Origin of the sequence: Streptomyces sp. NPDC051320 (genome assembly GCF_040682175.1) — a bacterium.
GTDB lineage: Bacteria > Actinomycetota > Actinomycetes > Streptomycetales > Streptomycetaceae > Streptomyces.
In genome coordinates, this window is record NZ_JBFBAL010000011.1 from 36,908 (window position 1) to 54,173 (window position 17,266).

Consider the following 17,266-nt stretch of genomic DNA (forward strand, 5'->3'; position numbering starts at 1 on the left):
TTCGTTCGGGAAAACGTCCGGGATACAGCGAAAGTTCCTGCCCTCCTTCCTCAACTCACCTGTCGGGGCAAGTCAGTAGATGCCGTGTCAGGTCGGTACGGATCGCGGGTACAGATCGCGGTACGCGGGGAAGCTGCCGCCGGGCCCGTGCACGGACTCCGCAGCCCGTACGGCACGCACCACCGCCCGGCTCAGGGCGTCGGCGCCCGCGGCCAGAATGCCGTTGAGCCCATCCAGGTCAGGGACGGCCGCGGTCCCCGTCGACAGGGCGAAGACGGTGTCCCCGTCATGCAGCAGATGAACGGGACGCACCGCCCGGGCGAGTCCGTCATGAGCCGTACCGGCCAGCTTCTGCGCCTGGGCCCGGGTCAGCTCCGCGTCGGTGGCCACCACGGCGATGGTGGTGTTGAGCGGTGGTTGCGCTTGGTGTTCGCGCGCTTCGGCCAGCTTCCGTTGCGCCTCCTGGTGCGTCGCGGGCGACGGATATGCGGGACGGCCCCAGCCGTACTCGCCGTGGAGCACGCCCGTCAGCGGATCGACCGGTGACCCCACCGCATTGACCACCGCCAGGGCGCCGACGACGATCCCCGAGGGCAGTTTGAGGCTCGCCGACCCGACGCCGCCCTTCATGCCGCCGGCGACCGCGCCGGTGCCCGCGCCGACGTTGCCCTGCTCGACCGGTGCGCCGGACTCCGTACCGGCGGCTGCTTGCACAGCGGCGCGGCCGGTCGCCGCATCCGGCCTGGCCCGCCAGTCGCCGCCGCGCCCCAGGTCGAAGACGCACGCCGCGGGCACGACCGGAACGACCTGCGCAGGGTCGGGACCCACCTGGAAGCCGCGGCCCTGCTCCTCCAGCCAGCTCATCACGCCCGACGCGGAGTCCAGTCCGTACGCGCTGCCCCCCGTGAGGACGACGGCGTCCACCCGCTGGACCAGATTGCGCGGGTCCAGGGCATCCGTCTCACGGGTGCCCGGGCCACCGCCGCGCACGTCCACTGCGGCGACCGCACCGCCGCGCGGAGCGAGGACGACGGTGGTGCCACTCAGCGCCAGGGCACCCGGCACCCGGGCGTGACCGACCTGAAGACCGGCCACGTCCGTCAGCGAGTCCATGGGCGGGTGCGTCGGCGGGTGTGTAGGTGGGTGCGACGGAGTGCCTGCTGGGTTCATCTTCACCTCGGTCGAGCGGGAGCCGTATCCTTGCAGTATGAGTTCCGCCCCCGCCCCCGGACCGCGCGACGACCAGCAGCCACGGCCCCGACCGAAGTTGGTCTTCGACGATCCGCTCGACCAGCAGTCATCGGACGACACGGACCGCGGGTGGGGTGAGCGGCCCGCATCGGGGGACGGCGAGGCGGATCTGGCCCGTTTCCTCGACGAGAAGCCGCCGCACCACATCTGACGCCGCTGTTCAGCACAGGGTCACCGCCAGATCGGAGTGGGCCGCCGCGCCGGCCAGCGCCGTGGCCGTGCTCCGCGATACGGCCAGCACGATCAGCGCTCCTCCGCCGCCGGTGGGGGAGGCGCTCCCCGCGTCGGGTACACCGGTCACCCGGACCCCGGTGGCCACCACGCGCGCCTCGGTCGCGGTGCCCCCGGCGTTCGGTGCCCGGTCCGGGTCGCCGGTCGCGATGACATCGACGCGGTCTCCTGGCTCGAGCAGTCGCACCGTCGCCGCATCGGCGATCCGTACCGGAGCGGACACCACAGTGGTCTTCCCGGCGTCCGGGCCGCCGGCCCGCACCGCCGGCCGATGGTCAGCCGCACCCGGCGCTGCCCGGGCGGCGTGCGCCGGTGGTGCGGCGGGAGGGTCGGGGTCCCCGCGATCCGGTGGCGCCCACGCCACCAGCGCGGCGGCGGTGACCACCAGCCCCGCCGACAGCGCGCGGTGCCTCCGGCGCAGGGCCCGTCGCAGCCGCTGCCTGCCGCCGCGCACCCGCAGCGGGGCGAACAACGGCACACCGCGCGGCTCGGGCGCGGAGACGACCGGTACGGGCATGGGGATCATGGCAACCACCGCCTGGTGAGAAGGGCTTGTCGAACGCCCTCCACCATCCAGGCTTCCGCCGGATCCCGCTGCGGCCTGTGGACTACTCGGCGGTTGTGGACAAACCAGTCACCGGATCAGGGCAGTTCGATACCCGTGTCGAGCCCGTCCAGCGCATGCGAGCAGACGCAGCCCTGCAGCTCAGCTTCCGGCCGCTCCGACTTCGGCAGCCCCGCCACCGCGTCGAACAGCACCGTCCGCAGCCGGTCCACGTTGGCGGCGAACACCTCGAGCACCTCTTCGTGGGAGACGCCCTCACCGGCCTCCGCGCCGGCGTCCAGGTCGGTCACCAGCGTCATCGACGTGTAGCAGAGCCCCAGCTCGCGGGCGAGTGCTGCCTCCGGGTGCCCGGTCATGCCGACCACCGACCAGCCCATCGCGGCATGCCACCGCGACTCGGCCCGGGTCGAGAAACGCGGCCCCTCTATGACCACCAGGGTGCCGCCGTCCACCGGTTCCCACCCGCGGCCTCGCGCGGCCGCGAGGGCTGCCTTGCGGCCGTTGGGGCAGTACGGATCGGCCAGCGATACGTGCACCACGTTCGGCAGACTGCCGTCCGGCAGCGGGTGGCCGTCGTAGTACGTCTGCTCCCGGGCCTTCGTACGGTCCACCAGCTGGTCGGGGATGAGCAGCGTCCCGGGGCCGTACTCCGGCCGCAGCCCGCCCACCGCGCACGGTCCGAGCACCTGCGTCACTCCCACCGACCGCAGCGCCCACAGATTGGCCCGGTAGTTGATGCGGTGCGGCGGCAAGTGGTGACCACGCCCGTGCCGGGGCAGGAACGCCACCCTGCGGCCTTCGATCTCGCCGAGGAAAAGAGAGTCGCTCGGCGCCCCGTAGGGGGTGTCCACCTGGACCTCGGTCACGTCGTCCAGGAAGGAGTAGAACCCGGAGCCGCCGATCACGCCGATCTCGGCGCGGATCCCCGTCTCAGCCGCCGTATCGGCCGCCACCTCAGCCGCCTCGGCCGCCGTACCGACCGCCGCGCCGGCCGTATTCGCCACATTCGCCATACCGGTCAGACTATCCGGGCGCGGCACACGCCAAGAACCCCGTCGTCCACCATGACGACAGGGTTCCGGCAAAGCTGAACTAGGCGGCTGAGCTGCTGCTGCCGGAGGAGCTCGACGAAGACGTGGACGACGTCGCGGCGGACGTCGACGACTTCCCAGCCCCGGACTTCGACTCGGAGCCCGAAGAGGACGACGCGGACGAGTCCGACGTGGACGATCCCGTCGAAGCGGACGCGGCAGTCTTGGAAGACGGCGCCGAGCTGCTCGACGACGAGCTCCGGCTGTCATTCCGGTAGAAACCGGATCCCTTGAAGACAATGCCGACCGCTGAGAACACCTTCTTCAGGCGTCCTTCGCAGCTCGGGCATACGGTCAGGGCGTCATCGGTGAACTTCTGCACCGCCTCGAGGCCCTCGCCGCACTCGGTGCACTGGTATTGATAGGTCGGCACTTGCTCCTCCTGGCACTCTCACTCAGTGAGTGCTAACGACGTTCTATAGTGACCTATTCCGCTGGATCAGTCCACTGAGACCGGCGGTCGGTGACCGATCACACGCTCGGACGCCGTCCCCGCGCTGCCGTTCACCACCCGGCCCACCCCTTTCGGAGCCAGCCGCGCCCGGAGCGCCAGCAGGGTGACCAGCGCCAGTACGGTCCCGCCCATCGGCACCAGGAACCCGGTGCTCGCGCCGTATCCGTCGGCCAGCTGACCGGCCACGGTGACCGCCGCGGCCTGCCCCAGCGCCACCGAACCGGTCAGCCAGGTGAAGGCCTCGGTCCGCGCGGAGGCCGGGATCAGCGTTTCCACCAGGGTGTAACCGGTGATCAGCGCGGGCGCGATGCACAGCCCGACCAGCAGGCCGAGACCCGCGAGCAGCGGCACGGTGTGCATCGCCCAGAGCCCGGACGCGGTCAGCGCCAGCGCCGGGTACGCGACGAGCAGCCGGCGCCGGGGCGCGGACTTCCAGGCGATGGCGCCGCAGGCGATGCCCGAGAGCATGTTGCCCGCGGCGAAGACCCCGTAGAGCAGACCGTTCACGCCGGGCCGGCCGATTTCTTCGGCGAAGGCGGTGAGCGATACCTGCATGCCGCCGAACACCGTGCCGATCCCGAGGAAGACCACGGCCAGCACCCGCACCCCGGGCACCGACAGCGCGGACACCTGCCGGACGGACCTGTGCTGAGCCGCGCCGCCGCCGACCGCGGGCTGGGTGCGGCGCTGGGCCGCGAAGGCCAGGCCGCCGGCCAGCGTGAGGACGGCCTCGGCGATCAGTCCGGCCGCCGGGTGCACCCCGGTGCACAGCGCGGTGGCCAGCACCGGGCCGATGACGAAGGTGAATTCGTCCGTCACCGATTCGAACGCCGCGGCGGTCGTCATCAGCGGTGAGCCGTCCAGCTTCGCCGCCCAGCGGGCCCGCACCATCGGCCCGATCTGCGGGACGGACGCCCCGGTCGGTACGGCGGCGGCGAACAGCGCCCACAGCGGGGCGTGCGCCAGCGCGAGCGCTGTCAGCGCGCTCACGGACGCCGTATGGACGAGGACCCCGGGAAGCAGTACGGCGCCCTGGCCGAACCGGTCGGCCAGCTGCCCGCTCTGCGGCGCGAACAGCGCCATCGCGACGCCGGTCACCGCGGCGACCACGCCTGCACTGCCGTACGAGCCGGTGGTGTGCTGCACCAGCAGCACGATGCCGATGGTCAGCATCGCGAACGGCTGCCGCGCGGCGAAGCCGGGCAGCAGGAACGTCCAGGCGCCAGGTGTACGCAGCAATTTCCCGTACCCGGGACGGGGATCGGAGACCGTGGACACCACGGCCTTGCCTTTCTGCCGCCTGGTGGCGCTCCCCGGGTCACGGCGTGCGAGGCCATGGGTACGGGAGCTGCCGAGAGCTGTCCTCTTGCGCGGAACTGCGGTAGATGTCGGGCCGCCCCGCTGAGGAGGGTGCCACGACCGCCATACGGTCGCGCCAGCTCTGCATCAGGCAGAGTTGGTGAATCAGGTGGTTCGGTACTTCGAGACTTCGGTATGTCGGTACTTCGGGCCGGCCGGGTCAAGCCGACCGGCTCATGGTACCGCTGTTGTTCGTACCGCCGCTGTTGTTCGTGCCACGGTTGTTTCTGCCGGTGTTGTGCAGCCAGCCCGCCAGCTTGCCTCCCTGTCCGATGGCCCGCAGCCGTGCCTCGGCCGCGTCCCGTACCGGGTCGGTCGCCACCACCAGCAGTTCGTCCCCGCGCCGCAGCACCGTCGCGGGCGCCGGCACGAAGCTCCTCCCGTCCCGTACGACCAGGGTGACGGCGGCGCCGGCCGGCAGCCGCAGCTCACCGACCTCCACGCCGTGCATCCGGGACTTCGGCGGGATCGCCACCGACAGCAGATGGCCGCGCAGCCGCTCCAGCGGCGCCGACTCGATCCCCAGGTCGGAAGCGCTCTCCGCGGTGTCGCCGAGCTTCAGCACGCGGGCCAGCCAGGGCAGGGTCGGCCCCTGCACCAGGGTGTAGACGACGACCAGCACGAACACGATGTTGAAGATCCGGTCACTGCTGCGGACCCCCGAGACCGTCGGGATGGTCGCCAGGATGACGGGCACGGCGCCGCGCAGCCCGGCCCAGGACATCAGCGACTGTTCCTGCCAGGGCAGCCGGAACGGCGCCAGGCTCAGCAGGACCGAGACGGGCCGCGCCACCATGGTGAGCACCAGGCCGACGATCACCGCGGGCCAGAAGTCGTTGGCCAGTTCGTGCGGGGTCACCAGCAGACCGAGCAGGACGAACATGCCGATCTGCGCGATCCAGCCGAGCCCCTCGGCGAACCCCCGGGTGGCGGGCCAGTGCGGCAGCTTGGCATTGCCCAGCAGCATGGCGGCGAGATAGACCGCCAGGAAGCCACTGCCGTGCGCGATCGCTCCTGCCGCGTAGGCCAGCACGGCGATCGCCATCACCGCGATCGGGTAGAGACCCGACGCGGGCAGGGCCACCCGTCGCATCCCCCACGAGCCGAGCAGGCCCACCGCGATACCGATGGATGCTCCAATCGCGAGCTCCAGGGCGATCTCGCCGATCAGTACGTACCAGTGCTCCACCGGGCCCGCCGCGGAGAACGCCACCACCAGGATCACCACCGGGGCGTCGTTGAAGCCGGACTCGGCCTCGAGCACACCGGTGATCCGGCTCGGCAGTGGCACCTTGCGCAGCACCGAGAAGACGGCCGCGGCATCGGTGGACGAAACCACCGCGCCGATGATCAGCGCCTGCCGCCATTCCAGACCGACCAGGTAGTGCGCTCCGGTGGCCGTGACCCCGACGCTCACCGCGACGCCGAGCGTCGACAGCACGACCGCCATGGGCAGTACCGGCCGGATCTCCTTCCACTTGGTGCCCAGGCCACCCTCGGCAAGGATCACCACGAGGGAGGCGTAGCCGATCACCTGCGTCATCTCGACGTTGTCGAACTTGACGTGGAAGATGCCGTCCTGCCCTATCACCATGCCGATGCCGAGATACAGCAGCAGGCTGGGAAGACCGCTGCGCGAGGAGATGCGCACCGCGGCCACGGCGATCAGCAGGACGAGCGAACAGATAAGCAACAGCTCGTTCAGGTGGTGGACAGTCAGCGGCCCTTCCTTCCCTCGTACGCAGCGGGGTACTTCGTTACCCTACCTAATCCTTGACGATTCCTTGACGCTTCTACGGCTTGCGCGATCTCTGCAGGCATACCGCGTCCGGCCCGCTCGGCCGCTGCGCCTATGGTTGCTCCTGCGCTCAGTCGGCACTACAGACCACCCTGCCCTCGAAGGACAGCGATGCCCGCCACCACCTCCGCCGCCCCTTCCGGCACGACTTCCGGCACCACGTCCCGCAAGAAGAAAGGGCGTCGCGCCCGGCTGCTCGTGATCGTCCTGGTGCTGGCCCTCGTCGCGGGTGTCGGCTACGGCACGTACTGGGGCATCAGTACGGTGCGGGCCTCCTTCCCGCAGACCACCGGCGAGATCAAGGTCCCCGGTCTCTCCGGCGCCGTCGACGTCAAGCGCGACGCGTACGGCATCCCGCAGATCTACGCCGACACCGACGAGGACCTCTTCCGCGCGCAGGGCTACGTCCAGGCCCAGGACCGCTTCTACGAGATGGATGTCCGCCGCCACATGACGTCGGGCCGGCTTTCGGAGATGTTCGGTTCGAGCCAGGTCAAGACCGACTCCTTCCTGCGGACGCTCGGTTGGCACCGGGTCGCGCAGAAGGAGTACGACAGCAAGCTGTCGCCCTCCACGAAGAAGTACCTGCAGGCCTACGCGGCGGGGGTGAACGCCTACCTGAAGGGCAAGGACGGCAAGCAGATCTCCGTCGAGTACGCGGCCCTCGGCCTCACCAATGACTACAAGCCCGAGAAGTGGACGCCCGTCGACTCGGTGGCCTGGCTGAAGGCGATGGCCTGGGACCTGCGCGGCAACATGCAGGACGAGATCGACCGTTCGCTGATGACCTCGCGGCTCACCGGCAAGCAGATCGATGATCTGTACCCGGCCTATCCGACCAGCAGGAACAAACCGATCGTGCAGCAGGGCGGAATCAGCCCGGTGACCGGCACGTTCGATCCGGAGGCGACCCCGACCGGCTCCGTGGGCGGCACCACGAACACGACGAACACCGCATCGGATGCCGTCGGCGGCATGCAGTCGCAGCTCTCCTCGCTGTCCGACTCCCTGGACGAGATCCCGTCGCTGCTCGGTCCGAGCGGCAGCGGCATCGGATCCAACTCCTGGGTGGTGGCGGGCAAGTACACGACCACGGGCAAGCCGCTGCTGGCCAACGACCCGCATCTGGCGCCGCAGCTGCCGTCGATCTGGTACCAGATGGGTCTGCACTGCCGGACCGTCTCCAGTACCTGCCACTACGACGCCGCGGGCTACACCTTCTCCGGCATGCCCGGCGTGGTCATCGGCCACAACCAGAACATCGCCTGGGGCTTCACCAACCTCGGGGCCGACGTCACCGACCTCTACCTCGAGAAGGTCACCGACACCGGCTACCTCTACGACGGCCGGGAGAAGCCCTTCACCACCCGCGAGGAGACCATCAAGGTCGCCGGCGGCAAGTCGAAGACCATCGTGGTGCGCGAGACCAACAACGGTCCGCTGGTCTCCGACCGGGACACCGAGCTGGCCAAGGTCGGCGAGACGGCCCCGGTCACCGCGGCCGCCCCGGACCGCGGCAACGGTTACGCGGTCGCCCTCAAGTGGACCGCGCTGCAGCCCGGCAATTCGATGGACGCGGTCTTCGAGCTGGACAGGGCGAAGGACTGGACCGGCTTCCGCGCCGCCGCGAAGGACTTCGACGTCCCCTCGCAGAACATGATCTACGCCGACACCCAGGGCAACATCGGCTACCAGGCCCCGGGCACCATCCCGATCCGCGCCAAGGGCGATGACGGCACGATGCCCGCCCCCGGCTGGGACTCCGCGTACGCCTGGAAGAAGGACCCGATCCCCTTCGACCAGCTGCCCTACGAGTACAACCCGGAGCGCGGCTACATCGTCACCGCCAACCAGGCGGTCATCGACGCCAAGAAGTACCCGTATCTGCTGACCGAGGACTGGGGCTACGGCACCCGCAGCCGGCGGATCACCGATCTCATCACGCAGAAGACCAGGGACGGGGGGAAGATCTCGACCGAGGACATGCAGAAGATGCAGATGGACAACAGCAGCGAGATCGCGAAGCTGCTGACCCCGCTGCTGCTGCAGCTGAACATCAAGGACCCCGACGTACGGGACGCGCAGAAGCTGCTGGAGGGCTGGGAGTACACGCAGGACTCGGACTCGGCGGCCGCCGCCTACTTCAACGCGGTCTGGCGCAACGTCCTCAAGCTGGCCTTCGGCAACAAGCTCCCCAAGGAGCTGCGACCCAGGGGCGACTGTCTCAACGTGCCGCCCGCCGACAAGTCCACAGTCCCCGCGGACGAGCAGAACAAGCTGGTACGGGAGTGTGGCCAGCGGTCCGCCGACGCGGCGCAACCGGACGGTGGCGACCGCTGGTTCGAGGTCGTACGCAATCTGCTGAACAAGCCCGACAGCGACTGGTGGAAGGCGCCGAGGACACGCCTCGACCCCGCCACCCACAACCGTGACGAGCTGCTCGCGCGCGCCATGAAGGACGCCCGCTGGGAGCTGACCGCCAAGCTCGGCAAGGACATGGACACCTGGAGCTGGGGCCGGCTGCACCAGCTGATGCTCACGAACCAGACGCTCGGCACCGACGGCCCGGGCGTCCTGCAGTGGATGCTGAACCGGGGCCCGTACAACCTGAGCGGTGGCGAGGCGGCGGTGGACGCCACCGGGTGGAACGCGGCGGGCGGTTACGACGTCATCTGGGTCCCCTCCATGCGGATGGTCGTCAACCTCGCCGATCCGGACAAGTCCCGCTGGATCAACCTGACCGGCGCCTCCGGGCACGCGTACAGCGCGCACTACACCGATCAGACGGAGAAATGGGCCAACGGCGAGCTGCTGAAGTGGTCGTTCAGCAAGGCGGCGGTCGACAGCAGCACGGTCGACACCCTGGTGCTCAAGCCGTGAAGCGCCGTACGCCCGCGGGGGTCACCACCGCGTGAACGGGGTGGTCGTGCGGTTCCTCCGGGACCCGCGCGACCACCTCGTCGTCGTACAGCAGCACCACCAGCGCGGGGTGGGCGCCCGACCGTTCGATACGGGCCAGCACCCGGTCGTAACTGCCGCCGCCGCGCCCCAGCCGCATCCCGCGTCCGTCCACGGCAAGACCGGGCAGCAGCACCACCTCGGCATCGAGCACCGCCCGCTCACCGAGCCGCGTGCCGCCGGGTTCGAGCAGTCCGCGTCCGGCGCGCCGCAGGGAGTCCGCGCCGTCGTAGGCGGCCCAGTCGAGGTCGTTGTCGGGGAGCAGCACCGGCAGCAGCACGGGCACCCCGTGCGCCCGGAGCGCGTCGAGCAGCGGGCGGGTGCCCGGTTCGCGGCCGACCGAGACATAGGCGGCCACCGTCCCGGCCGATGCCAGCTCGGGAAGGTCCATGGCCCGGCGCGCCAGTGCCGTGGCGGCCGTCTGAGCGTCCTCGCTGGTCAAGAGGGTTCTCGCGGCGAGCAATTGCCGTCGCATGGACGCTTTGTCCGGTCTCGTGGTCATCTTCGGCCGTTCGCAATCGTCTCGTAAGCCCTGTATGAGAGCGCATTAACCGGAGGGTCATGTTCCGCCCAGAGCCAGCGGATATGGTGCCCCTCATGACTAAGTCGCACCCCAGGATCAGCAAGGCTGTCATCCCGGCAGCGGGTCTCGGAACCCGGTTCCTGCCGGCCACCAAGGCCACTCCCAAGGAAATGCTGCCTGTCGTCGACAAGCCGGCCATCCAGTACGTGGTCGAGGAAGCGGTCTCGGCGGGTCTCGCCGACGTACTCATGGTCACCGGTCGCAACAAGCGCCCGCTGGAAGACCACTTCGACCGCAATTACGAGCTGGAGTCTGCGCTCACCGCCAAGGGCGACGCGGAGAAGCTTGCCCGGGTGCAGGAGTCCAGCGACCTCGCGAACATCCACTACGTCCGCCAGGGCGACCCCCGGGGCCTGGGCCACGCCGTGCTCTGCGCCGCTCCGCACGTCGGTGACCAGCCCTTCGCGGTCCTGCTCGGCGACGACCTGATCGACCCGCGCGACCCGCTGCTCGCCCGGATGGTCGAGGTCCAGGAGCGCGAGGGCGGCAGCGTCATCGCGCTGATGGAGGTCGATCCCGGCCAGATCCACCTGTACGGCTGCGCGGCCGTGGAGCCGTCGGGCGACGCGGACGTCGTCAAGGTCACCGACCTGGTGGAGAAGCCCGCGGTGGACGAAGCCCCCAGCAATCTGGCGATCATCGGCCGTTACGTCCTGGACCCCGCGATCTTCGACATACTGCGCAGGACCGAGCCGGGCCGGGGGAACGAGATCCAGCTGACCGACGCGCTGCAGCACCTCGCGGCCGACGAGCGGATCGGCGGCCCGGTGCACGGCGTCGTGTTCAAGGGGCGGCGCTATGACACCGGCGACCGCGGCGACTATCTGCGGGCCATTGTCAGACTCGCGTGCGAACGTGAAGACCTGGGCCCGGACTTCAAGGCCTGGCTGCGCCGTTATGTCACCGAGGAGATGTAGCACGTGAGCAACACCCCGATCTGGTCGGTGGACGAGCATCTGGACGACATCCTCGGCTCGATCTGCCCGCTCGAGCCGATCGAGCTGCCCCTGCAGGACGCGCAGGGCTGCGTTCTGGTCGAGGACATCACGGTCCAGATCTCGCTGCCGCCCTTCGACAACAGCTCGATGGACGGGTATGCGGTCCGCACCACCGATGTGGCGGGCGCCGGCGAGGAGTTTCCCGCGGTTCTCACCGTCATCGGGGATGTCGCCGCGGGCAGCGGCGAGCTGCCCACCGTGGGACCCGGCGAGGCCGCCCGGATCATGACCGGTGCCCCACTGCCGCCCGGCGCGGAAGCCGTCGTGCCGGTCGAATGGACCGACGGTGGGACGGGCGGCGGAGCGGCCACCACCATGCGCGCCGCCAGTGGTGCCCCCGAGGGCGCGAGCGGGGAGGTCCGGGTCTACCGCCCGGCCGAGGCCCGTGCCCACGTCCGTGCCGAGGGCAGCGACGTCCGACCCGGCGACCTCGCCCTCGAGGCCGGTACGGTGCTCGGCCCGCCGCAGATCGGTCTGCTGGCCGCCATCGGCCGGGGCACCGTCAGGGTCCGCCCGCGCCCCCGGGTCGTCGTCCTGTCGACCGGCAGCGAACTGGTCCAGCCCGGCGAAGCGCTCGCCGGCGGCCAGATCTACGACTCCAACAGCTTCGCGCTGGCGGCCGCCGCCCGGGACGCAGGAGCCATCGCCTACCGCGTCGGCGCCGTCACCGACGACGCGGACACACTGCGCGCCACCATCGAGGAGCAGCTGGTCCGCGCCGATCTGCTGGTCACCACGGGTGGGGTGAGCGTCGGGGCGTACGACGTGGTCAAGGAGGCGCTCTCCTCGGTGGGTGACGCCTTCTCCCCGTCCGGTGACGATGCCGACGGCGACGCGGGAAGCGAGGAGAGGGGCCGTGACGGGGGCGGCACCGGGGTCGACTTCCGCAAGCTGGCGATGCAGCCGGGTAAGCCGCAGGGCTTCGGCTCGATCGGTCCCGACCACACCCCACTGCTGGCGCTGCCCGGCAACCCGGTCTCCTGCTACGTCTCCTTCGAGCTGTTCGTGCGGCCCGCGATCCGGGCCCTGATGGGCCTCGCCGAGGTCGGCCGGCCGAGTGTGCGCGCCGTACTGAAGGCCGACAAGGCGCTCACCTCCCCGCCGGGCCGGCGGCAGTTCCTGCGCGGAATTCACGACGCCGCAGCGGGCACCGTCACCCCGGTCGGCGGCTCCGGATCGCACCTGATCGCGGCCCTCGCCCACGCCGACTGTCTGATTGTCGTGCCCGAGGACACCACCGGAGCGGAGCCCGGTACGGAGCTCGAGGTGGTCCTCCTGGGCTGAACCCTCGGCTGTGGCGGTAGCGTGTCTGACCACACAGGCAGACCGGGAGCGCACAGCAATGAGTACGCAGCAACGGCTCACCCATATCGACGAGGTGGGCGCGGCCCGCATGGTCGACGTCTCCGAGAAAGACGTCACCGCGCGCACCGCACGCGCGAGCGGGCGGGTCCTGGTATCGCCGCGCGTCGTCGAGTTGCTGCGGGGCGAGGGCGTCCCCAAGGGCGACGCCCTGGCCACGGCCCGCATCGCCGGCATCATGGGCGCCAAGCGGACCCCAGACCTGATCCCGCTCTGCCACCCGCTCGCGGTCTCCGGGGTCACCGTCGATCTGGCGGTCACCGACGACGCGGTGGAGATCACCGCCACGGTACGCACCACGGACCGGACCGGCGTCGAGATGGAGGCCCTGACGGCCGTCGCGGTCGCCGGGCTCACCGTGATCGACATGGTGAAGGCCGTCGACAAGGGGGCGGTCATCACGGACGTACGCGTCGAGGAGAAGTCGGGCGGCAAGTCCGGGACCTACCGGCGCCCGGCACCGGAGGGAACGGACGGATGACCGCCCCCGATGCCCGGCCGCACGGTGACCGGCCCCCGACCCCGTACACCGCCCTCGTCGTGACGGCGTCGAACCGCGCGTCGGCGGGTGTCTACCCCGACCGCGGCGGCCCGCTGATCGCCACCGCGCTCACCGGTCTGGGCTTCGCGGTCGAAGGACCGCAGGTCGTCCCGGACGGCGAGCCGGTCGAGCAGGCGCTGCGCGCCGGGGCGGCGGCGGCGTACGACGTCATCGTGACCACCGGCGGTACCGGCCTGTCACCCACCGACGGCACGCCCGAGGCGACCCGCCGGGTGCTGGACCGCGAGATCCCCGGCATCCCGGAGGCGATCCGCGCGGAAGGCCTGGCCAAGGTCCCGACCGCCGCGCTGTCCCGGGGACTCGCCGGAGTGGCCGGTACGACGCTCATCGTCAACCTGCCGGGCTCCACCGGCGGAGTACGCGACGGACTCGCCGTACTGGAGGGGCTGCTGCTGCACGCCGTCGACCAGATCAGGGGCGGCGACCATCCCGGACCAGCCCCTCGGACCCCGTCCGGGCCCGCCCCCAGGAGCATGAGCTGAACGTCTCGCCCTGGCCCGTGGTACTGGCGGAAGGCCCCGTCGCCCTCCGCCCCATAAAGCTGCGCGACCAGAAGGCCTGGCGCGAGGTCAACCAGCGCAACCGCGACTGGCTCCGCCCGTGGGAAGCGACCGTTCCGCCCCCCGTCCCGGGCGGCCCGGTCGCCCAGCGTCCGACGTATCGCCAGATGGTCCGCCATCTGCGCGCGGAGGCACACACCGGCCGGATGCTGCCCTTCGTCATTGAGTACGAGGGCCGGCTGGTCGGCCAGTTGACGGTCGCGGGGATCACCTGGGGCTCGATGTGCTCGGGACACGTGGGGTACTGGGTCGACCGGGACGTGGCCGGCCGCGGGGTCATGCCGACCGCCGTCGCACTCGCCGTCGACCACTGTTTCCGCACCGTCGGCGTCCACCGCATCGAAGTCTGCATTCGCCCGGAGAACGGGCCCAGCCGCCGGGTGGTGGAGAAACTCGGATTCCGCGAGGAAGGGCTGCGCCCGCGCTATCTGCACATCGACGGCGGCTGGCGCGACCACCTGGTGTACGCCCTCACCGCGGAGGAAGTGCCGGACGGCCTGCTCAACCGCTGGCGCAGGGCACGCCCCGGCACGACCAGGAACAGCCCGTAATCAACGGCCAGCACTCCGTAAATGCAATATGTGTTCGAAATTGCTCGGCAATCGGCGTGCCTTGACCAAGAAGGTGCCACTAATAAGAGACCTTTGATCCGAACCGCTACAAAAAAAGTCCGAGATATCGGCCGGTTCGGGCGACACACCGAGCCAATTGGGCGATGCCTTCGCGTGCACCCCTCTACGGTGTGAGGGTGAGCAGCAGTGGCCTCATCTACGCAGTCATCGTCGGGGCCTGGGCCGCCTATCTGGTGCCGATGTGGCTCCGCAGGCAGGACGAGCTGAACGAGGCCCGTCCGACGGAACGCTTCTCCACCGCCATCCGGCTGCTGTCCGGGCGGGCGGGCATGGAGCGCCGGTACGCCAAGGAGCTGCAGGAGCGCACGGACGACGAGGGCGGCCCCGGCACCACGGAGCCGGATGTGACGACGGACTCCCCGAGTTCCGTCGACGTCCGGTCCTTCGCCGTGTCCCCGGCACCACCGGAACCTCCGTCGCGCCCCGAACCTTCGGCGCCCCGGCAGTCCGCACCCCGCCAGGAGCGCCCCGCGCAGCCGGCGCGCCGGGCCCGTCCCACCGGAGCCGCCGCCGAGCGCGCCCGGCGCATGAAGGTCCTCGCGCGCCGCCGCCGCACCACGGTGCTGCTCTTCGGGGCGTTCACGCTGGGGGCGGTCGTCGCCGCGGTCGGCGGCCTCGCCTTCCTCTGGGCGCCCGCCGTACCCGCACTGCTGCTGAGCACCTACATCGTGCATCTGCGCACCCAGGAGCGACGCCGCTTCGCCTTCACCATGGACCGGCGCCGGGCCGAGCTGGCCGCGCAGCGGCTGCGCGAGAACCGGCCACCCCGGCAGAGCGCCGCCCCGTCCGACGACGAGCCCGACGAGCACCACCCGGGACCGGAACCCGCACCGGCCGTGTCCGCCCAGGAAGCCGGCCGACGCGCTCTGGTCGAGCAGACCGACCACGCCGAGTGGGTCGACCAGCAGCGCGACCGCGGCCGCGCCCAGGGCGACAGCTGGGAGCCGGTGCCCGTACCGCTGCCCACCTACGTCACCGCCCCCGTAGCCCCGCGCGCCCCCGGCAGCGTGGACCTCGGCGCGCCGGACACCTGGAGCTCCGCCCGCTCCTCCACCGCCGGCCCCACCGCCGAGCTCGCCCCCGCGGAGAACCCGCCCCCGGCCCCCCGCCAGCAGACCGCGGCCTCCCGCCGCGCCCGTACCCCGCTCTTCGACCAGTACGAGGACGACGACCGGCCACGCGCCGCCAACGAGTGACGGCATCCGCCGACCGGACCGGGTGACCGGACCGGGTGACCGGACCTGGCGACGGGACCGGGCGACGGGATCCACCGGCGGTCCGTGACCAGCGAAGGAACGGATTTCCAAGCACCCCGATCGGGGTGCTAAGGTTTCACACGTTGCAAGGGCCTGTGGCGCAGTCTGGTAGCGCACCTCGTTCGCATCGAGGGGGTCTGGGGTTCAAATCCCCACAGGTCCACCGCAGGGCCGTTCATGGGTTCATTCCGGAACGGTTCACGAGATCCCGGTCAGACGGTCACCGTCTGACCGGGATCTCGTCGTTTGAGCTCCTGCTTGTGTGAAAGTCAGCCTGCCGGGCCGCCGGGAAGCGCGGCGGCCCGCGTCGGAACGGACCGGGGGTCGGGATGCGGACATGCCGCAGGGACCGCAGGCGTGGAGGCAGGCTCCTGCGGTCTCGCGACGTGTCGATCTTCAATTACCCGGAACGTGCCCGCTCAGGGGCTACGGCTCAGCGCCTGGTAGCGGGACGGGACCGTCAAGCCGATCGTCGGGTAGGGGAGAAGGACGTCGTTCGGCTCGAGGTCGAGGCCGGTGATCGCGCTCTGCTTGCTCGCGGCCAGGTACTGCTCGAGCTCCTTGATGTTGTGGACCATGACGGTGATGGCGGACAGCAGGGTCTGGGCAACACGGCCACGGGGCTGACGCCTCTCGCGGGCGTGCAGGGCGGAGTCGACGGACTTCAGCCGCCCGTTGCCACCTTCGATGTGAGACCGCAGCGTCTGGTAGGCCAAGGCCCAGGAGGGCGTCTGCCAAGGCAACTCCTGGCGCGTGCGGGGCATGACGTGCGCCTGCACGGTGACGGAGGACTGGCGGCAACATTTGGGGCGTTCGGCGAGTGGCAGGGCCGGGGGCTCTACGGTGGGCCGGCTTGCGGGGTGCGCGGTGCGCTCCCTGTGGGCATCGAGGTTGATGACGACCGGTACGGGCCCCTTCTTCGGTGGTGTGCCGCGGCCCTCACGCTCCTGGGCCCAGGGGCAGTTGAGCTTGGTGATGGGGCAGGCGAACCGCTCGGTTCCGCGATCGTCGAGTGTGTCCTTACGGGTGAGTGCGTACGCCTCGATCTCCTGCAGCCGCTCTCGAAACGGGATGCGTTCACGCTCGTTCTTGGCGCTGCGGATCTGCGAGTACAGGTCGAGCAAGCGGCGTGGGGTGAGGGGGCAGAAGAGTCGGCCGACTTTCGTGATCGCACCCTGGTGATGGCCTTCCGCCCTGGCGGAGGTGACCTGGGGGCCAGTGAAGTCGAGCACGGGCATGTAGCCGAGGGCGCGCATCGGCCGGTGGAAGTTCTCGGGGAGGAGCTTGGTGTAGGCGCGGTCGGTCGCCGTGAAGCCACGGAGCTCGGTGAGCTGCGCCAGCACAGCACTGACGTAGTAGGCGTGGCGGCCCATGTCCTTCTCGGGCGGGTGCAGCACCATGCCGAGGATCAGCTGTGGGTAGCGGCCGGCTCGGTCCGGGTCGGCGTGGGCCGCGATGGCGAGCGTGGCACTGTAGCCGAATTCCCGGTCGCCACCCCCCTTGTAATGCCAGTTGGCGCTCGCCGCAAGAGAGGAGCGCTTGCGTGTGTGGCGACGGGCCCCAGTTGGCACGCAGGTGGTGTCGATCGCAGTGTCACCGCGCCAGT

16 protein-coding genes and 1 tRNA gene are annotated in these 17,266 nt (G+C 70.5%); 9 read left to right on the forward strand and 8 right to left on the reverse strand.

Annotated features, from left to right (window positions below; translation table 11 throughout):
- Window positions 1–87: 87 nt before the first annotated feature.
- A complete protein-coding gene (locus AB0M87_RS23600) occupies window positions 88–1,113 on the reverse strand; it encodes a P1 family peptidase (RefSeq protein ID WP_365856033.1) in 1,026 nt (341 codons plus the stop codon).
- A gap of 94 nt (window positions 1,114–1,207) precedes the next feature.
- Here AB0M87_RS23600 and AB0M87_RS23605 point away from each other — a divergent pair, with 94 nt between their 5' ends.
- Entirely contained in the window at window positions 1,208–1,402 is a 195-nt protein-coding gene (locus tag AB0M87_RS23605) for a hypothetical protein (protein ID WP_365856035.1), read from the forward strand.
- A 9-nt stretch (window positions 1,403–1,411) separates the two neighbouring features.
- Here AB0M87_RS23605 and AB0M87_RS23610 read toward each other — a convergent pair whose 3' ends face one another.
- The 5 genes from AB0M87_RS23610 to AB0M87_RS23630 form a co-directional block, all read right to left on the reverse strand.
- Complete coding sequence (locus tag AB0M87_RS23610; RefSeq protein WP_365856037.1) at window positions 1,412–2,008, reverse strand: RcpC/CpaB family pilus assembly protein; 597 nt, start codon at window positions 2,006–2,008, stop codon at window positions 1,412–1,414.
- A gap of 116 nt (window positions 2,009–2,124) precedes the next feature.
- Window positions 2,125–3,060, reverse strand: coding sequence for an S-methyl-5'-thioadenosine phosphorylase (locus AB0M87_RS23615; RefSeq protein WP_365856039.1), 936 nt, complete (start codon window positions 3,058–3,060; stop codon window positions 2,125–2,127).
- Between the two features lie 79 nt (window positions 3,061–3,139).
- Window positions 3,140–3,511, reverse strand: a complete 372-nt coding sequence (locus tag AB0M87_RS23620) for an FmdB family zinc ribbon protein (RefSeq protein WP_365856041.1) — start codon at window positions 3,509–3,511, stop codon at window positions 3,140–3,142.
- A 66-nt stretch (window positions 3,512–3,577) separates the two neighbouring features.
- Complete coding sequence (locus tag AB0M87_RS23625; RefSeq protein ID WP_365856043.1) at window positions 3,578–4,873, reverse strand: MFS transporter; 1,296 nt, start codon at window positions 4,871–4,873, stop codon at window positions 3,578–3,580.
- 238 nt (window positions 4,874–5,111) lie between these two features.
- Window positions 5,112–6,644, reverse strand: a complete 1,533-nt coding sequence (locus tag AB0M87_RS23630) for a potassium/proton antiporter (RefSeq protein WP_365856045.1) — start codon at window positions 6,642–6,644, stop codon at window positions 5,112–5,114.
- Between the two features lie 216 nt (window positions 6,645–6,860).
- Between AB0M87_RS23630 and AB0M87_RS23635 the strand changes: the two genes are divergently transcribed.
- The gene (locus AB0M87_RS23635) at window positions 6,861–9,629 is read left to right on the forward strand and encodes a penicillin acylase family protein (RefSeq protein WP_365856047.1); all 2,769 of its coding nucleotides are present in this window, start codon (window positions 6,861–6,863) and stop codon (window positions 9,627–9,629) included.
- Here the strand turns inward: AB0M87_RS23635 and AB0M87_RS23640 are convergent.
- On the reverse strand, window positions 9,619–10,182 hold the full coding sequence (locus AB0M87_RS23640) for a 5-formyltetrahydrofolate cyclo-ligase (RefSeq protein WP_365856049.1): 564 nt from the start codon (window positions 10,180–10,182) through the stop codon (window positions 9,619–9,621). The genes AB0M87_RS23635 and AB0M87_RS23640 overlap by 11 nt on opposite strands.
- Before the next feature lie 122 nt (window positions 10,183–10,304).
- Between AB0M87_RS23640 and galU the strand changes: the two genes are divergently transcribed.
- From galU to AB0M87_RS23675, 7 genes are all read left to right on the forward strand, one after another.
- Window positions 10,305–11,207 carry a UTP--glucose-1-phosphate uridylyltransferase GalU gene (gene galU / locus AB0M87_RS23645; RefSeq protein ID WP_365856051.1) on the forward strand — a complete coding sequence of 301 codons (903 nt, stop codon included), beginning with the start codon at window positions 10,305–10,307 and terminating at the stop codon, window positions 11,205–11,207.
- A 3-nt stretch (window positions 11,208–11,210) separates the two neighbouring features.
- On the forward strand, window positions 11,211–12,572 hold the full coding sequence (glp, locus tag AB0M87_RS23650) for a gephyrin-like molybdotransferase Glp (RefSeq protein ID WP_365856053.1): 1,362 nt from the start codon (window positions 11,211–11,213) through the stop codon (window positions 12,570–12,572).
- Window positions 12,573–12,630: 58 nt separating this feature from the next.
- Entirely contained in the window at window positions 12,631–13,131 is a 501-nt protein-coding gene (moaC, locus tag AB0M87_RS23655) for a cyclic pyranopterin monophosphate synthase MoaC (protein ID WP_365856055.1), read from the forward strand.
- Window positions 13,128–13,694, forward strand: coding sequence for a MogA/MoaB family molybdenum cofactor biosynthesis protein (locus tag AB0M87_RS23660; protein WP_365856057.1), 567 nt, complete (start codon window positions 13,128–13,130; stop codon window positions 13,692–13,694). The genes moaC and AB0M87_RS23660 overlap by 4 nt, the downstream gene beginning before the upstream one ends.
- A 17-nt stretch (window positions 13,695–13,711) precedes the next feature.
- Window positions 13,712–14,323: a GNAT family protein gene (locus AB0M87_RS23665; RefSeq protein ID WP_365856059.1), complete on the forward strand. Its 612-nt coding sequence runs from the start codon at window positions 13,712–13,714 to the stop codon at window positions 14,321–14,323.
- 164 nt (window positions 14,324–14,487) lie between these two features.
- Entirely contained in the window at window positions 14,488–15,600 is a 1,113-nt protein-coding gene (gene glpR, locus AB0M87_RS23670) for a gephyrin-like molybdotransferase receptor GlpR (protein WP_365856061.1), read from the forward strand.
- Window positions 15,601–15,749: 149 nt separating this feature from the next.
- Window positions 15,750–15,823 (forward strand) — tRNA-Ala (locus tag AB0M87_RS23675).
- 256 nt (window positions 15,824–16,079) lie between these two features.
- Here AB0M87_RS23675 and AB0M87_RS23680 read toward each other — a convergent pair.
- Window positions 16,080–17,231, reverse strand: coding sequence for a hypothetical protein (locus AB0M87_RS23680; RefSeq protein WP_365856063.1), 1,152 nt, complete (start codon window positions 17,229–17,231; stop codon window positions 16,080–16,082).
- Window positions 17,232–17,266 lie beyond the last annotated feature (35 nt).

Coding starts and splice junctions, on each gene's coding strand:
- glpR (WP_365856061.1), top strand. CDS start 14,488: ATGCCTTCGCGTGCACCCCTCTACGGTGTGAGGGTGAGCAGCAGTGGC.
- AB0M87_RS23635 (WP_365856047.1), top strand. CDS start 6,861: ATGCCCGCCACCACCTCCGCCGCCCCTTCCGGCACGACTTCCGGCACC.
- AB0M87_RS23600 (WP_365856033.1), bottom strand. CDS start 1,113: ATGGACTCGCTGACGGACGTGGCCGGTCTTCAGGTCGGTCACGCCCGG.
- AB0M87_RS23640 (WP_365856049.1), bottom strand. CDS start 10,182: ATGCGACGGCAATTGCTCGCCGCGAGAACCCTCTTGACCAGCGAGGAC.
- moaC (WP_365856055.1), top strand. CDS start 12,631: ATGAGTACGCAGCAACGGCTCACCCATATCGACGAGGTGGGCGCGGCC.
- AB0M87_RS23660 (WP_365856057.1), top strand. CDS start 13,128: ATGACCGCCCCCGATGCCCGGCCGCACGGTGACCGGCCCCCGACCCCG.
- AB0M87_RS23615 (WP_365856039.1), bottom strand. CDS start 3,060: ATGGCGAATGTGGCGAATACGGCCGGCGCGGCGGTCGGTACGGCGGCC.
- AB0M87_RS23610 (WP_365856037.1), bottom strand. CDS start 2,008: ATGATCCCCATGCCCGTACCGGTCGTCTCCGCGCCCGAGCCGCGCGGT.
- galU (WP_365856051.1), top strand. CDS start 10,305: ATGACTAAGTCGCACCCCAGGATCAGCAAGGCTGTCATCCCGGCAGCG.
- AB0M87_RS23605 (WP_365856035.1), top strand. CDS start 1,208: ATGAGTTCCGCCCCCGCCCCCGGACCGCGCGACGACCAGCAGCCACGG.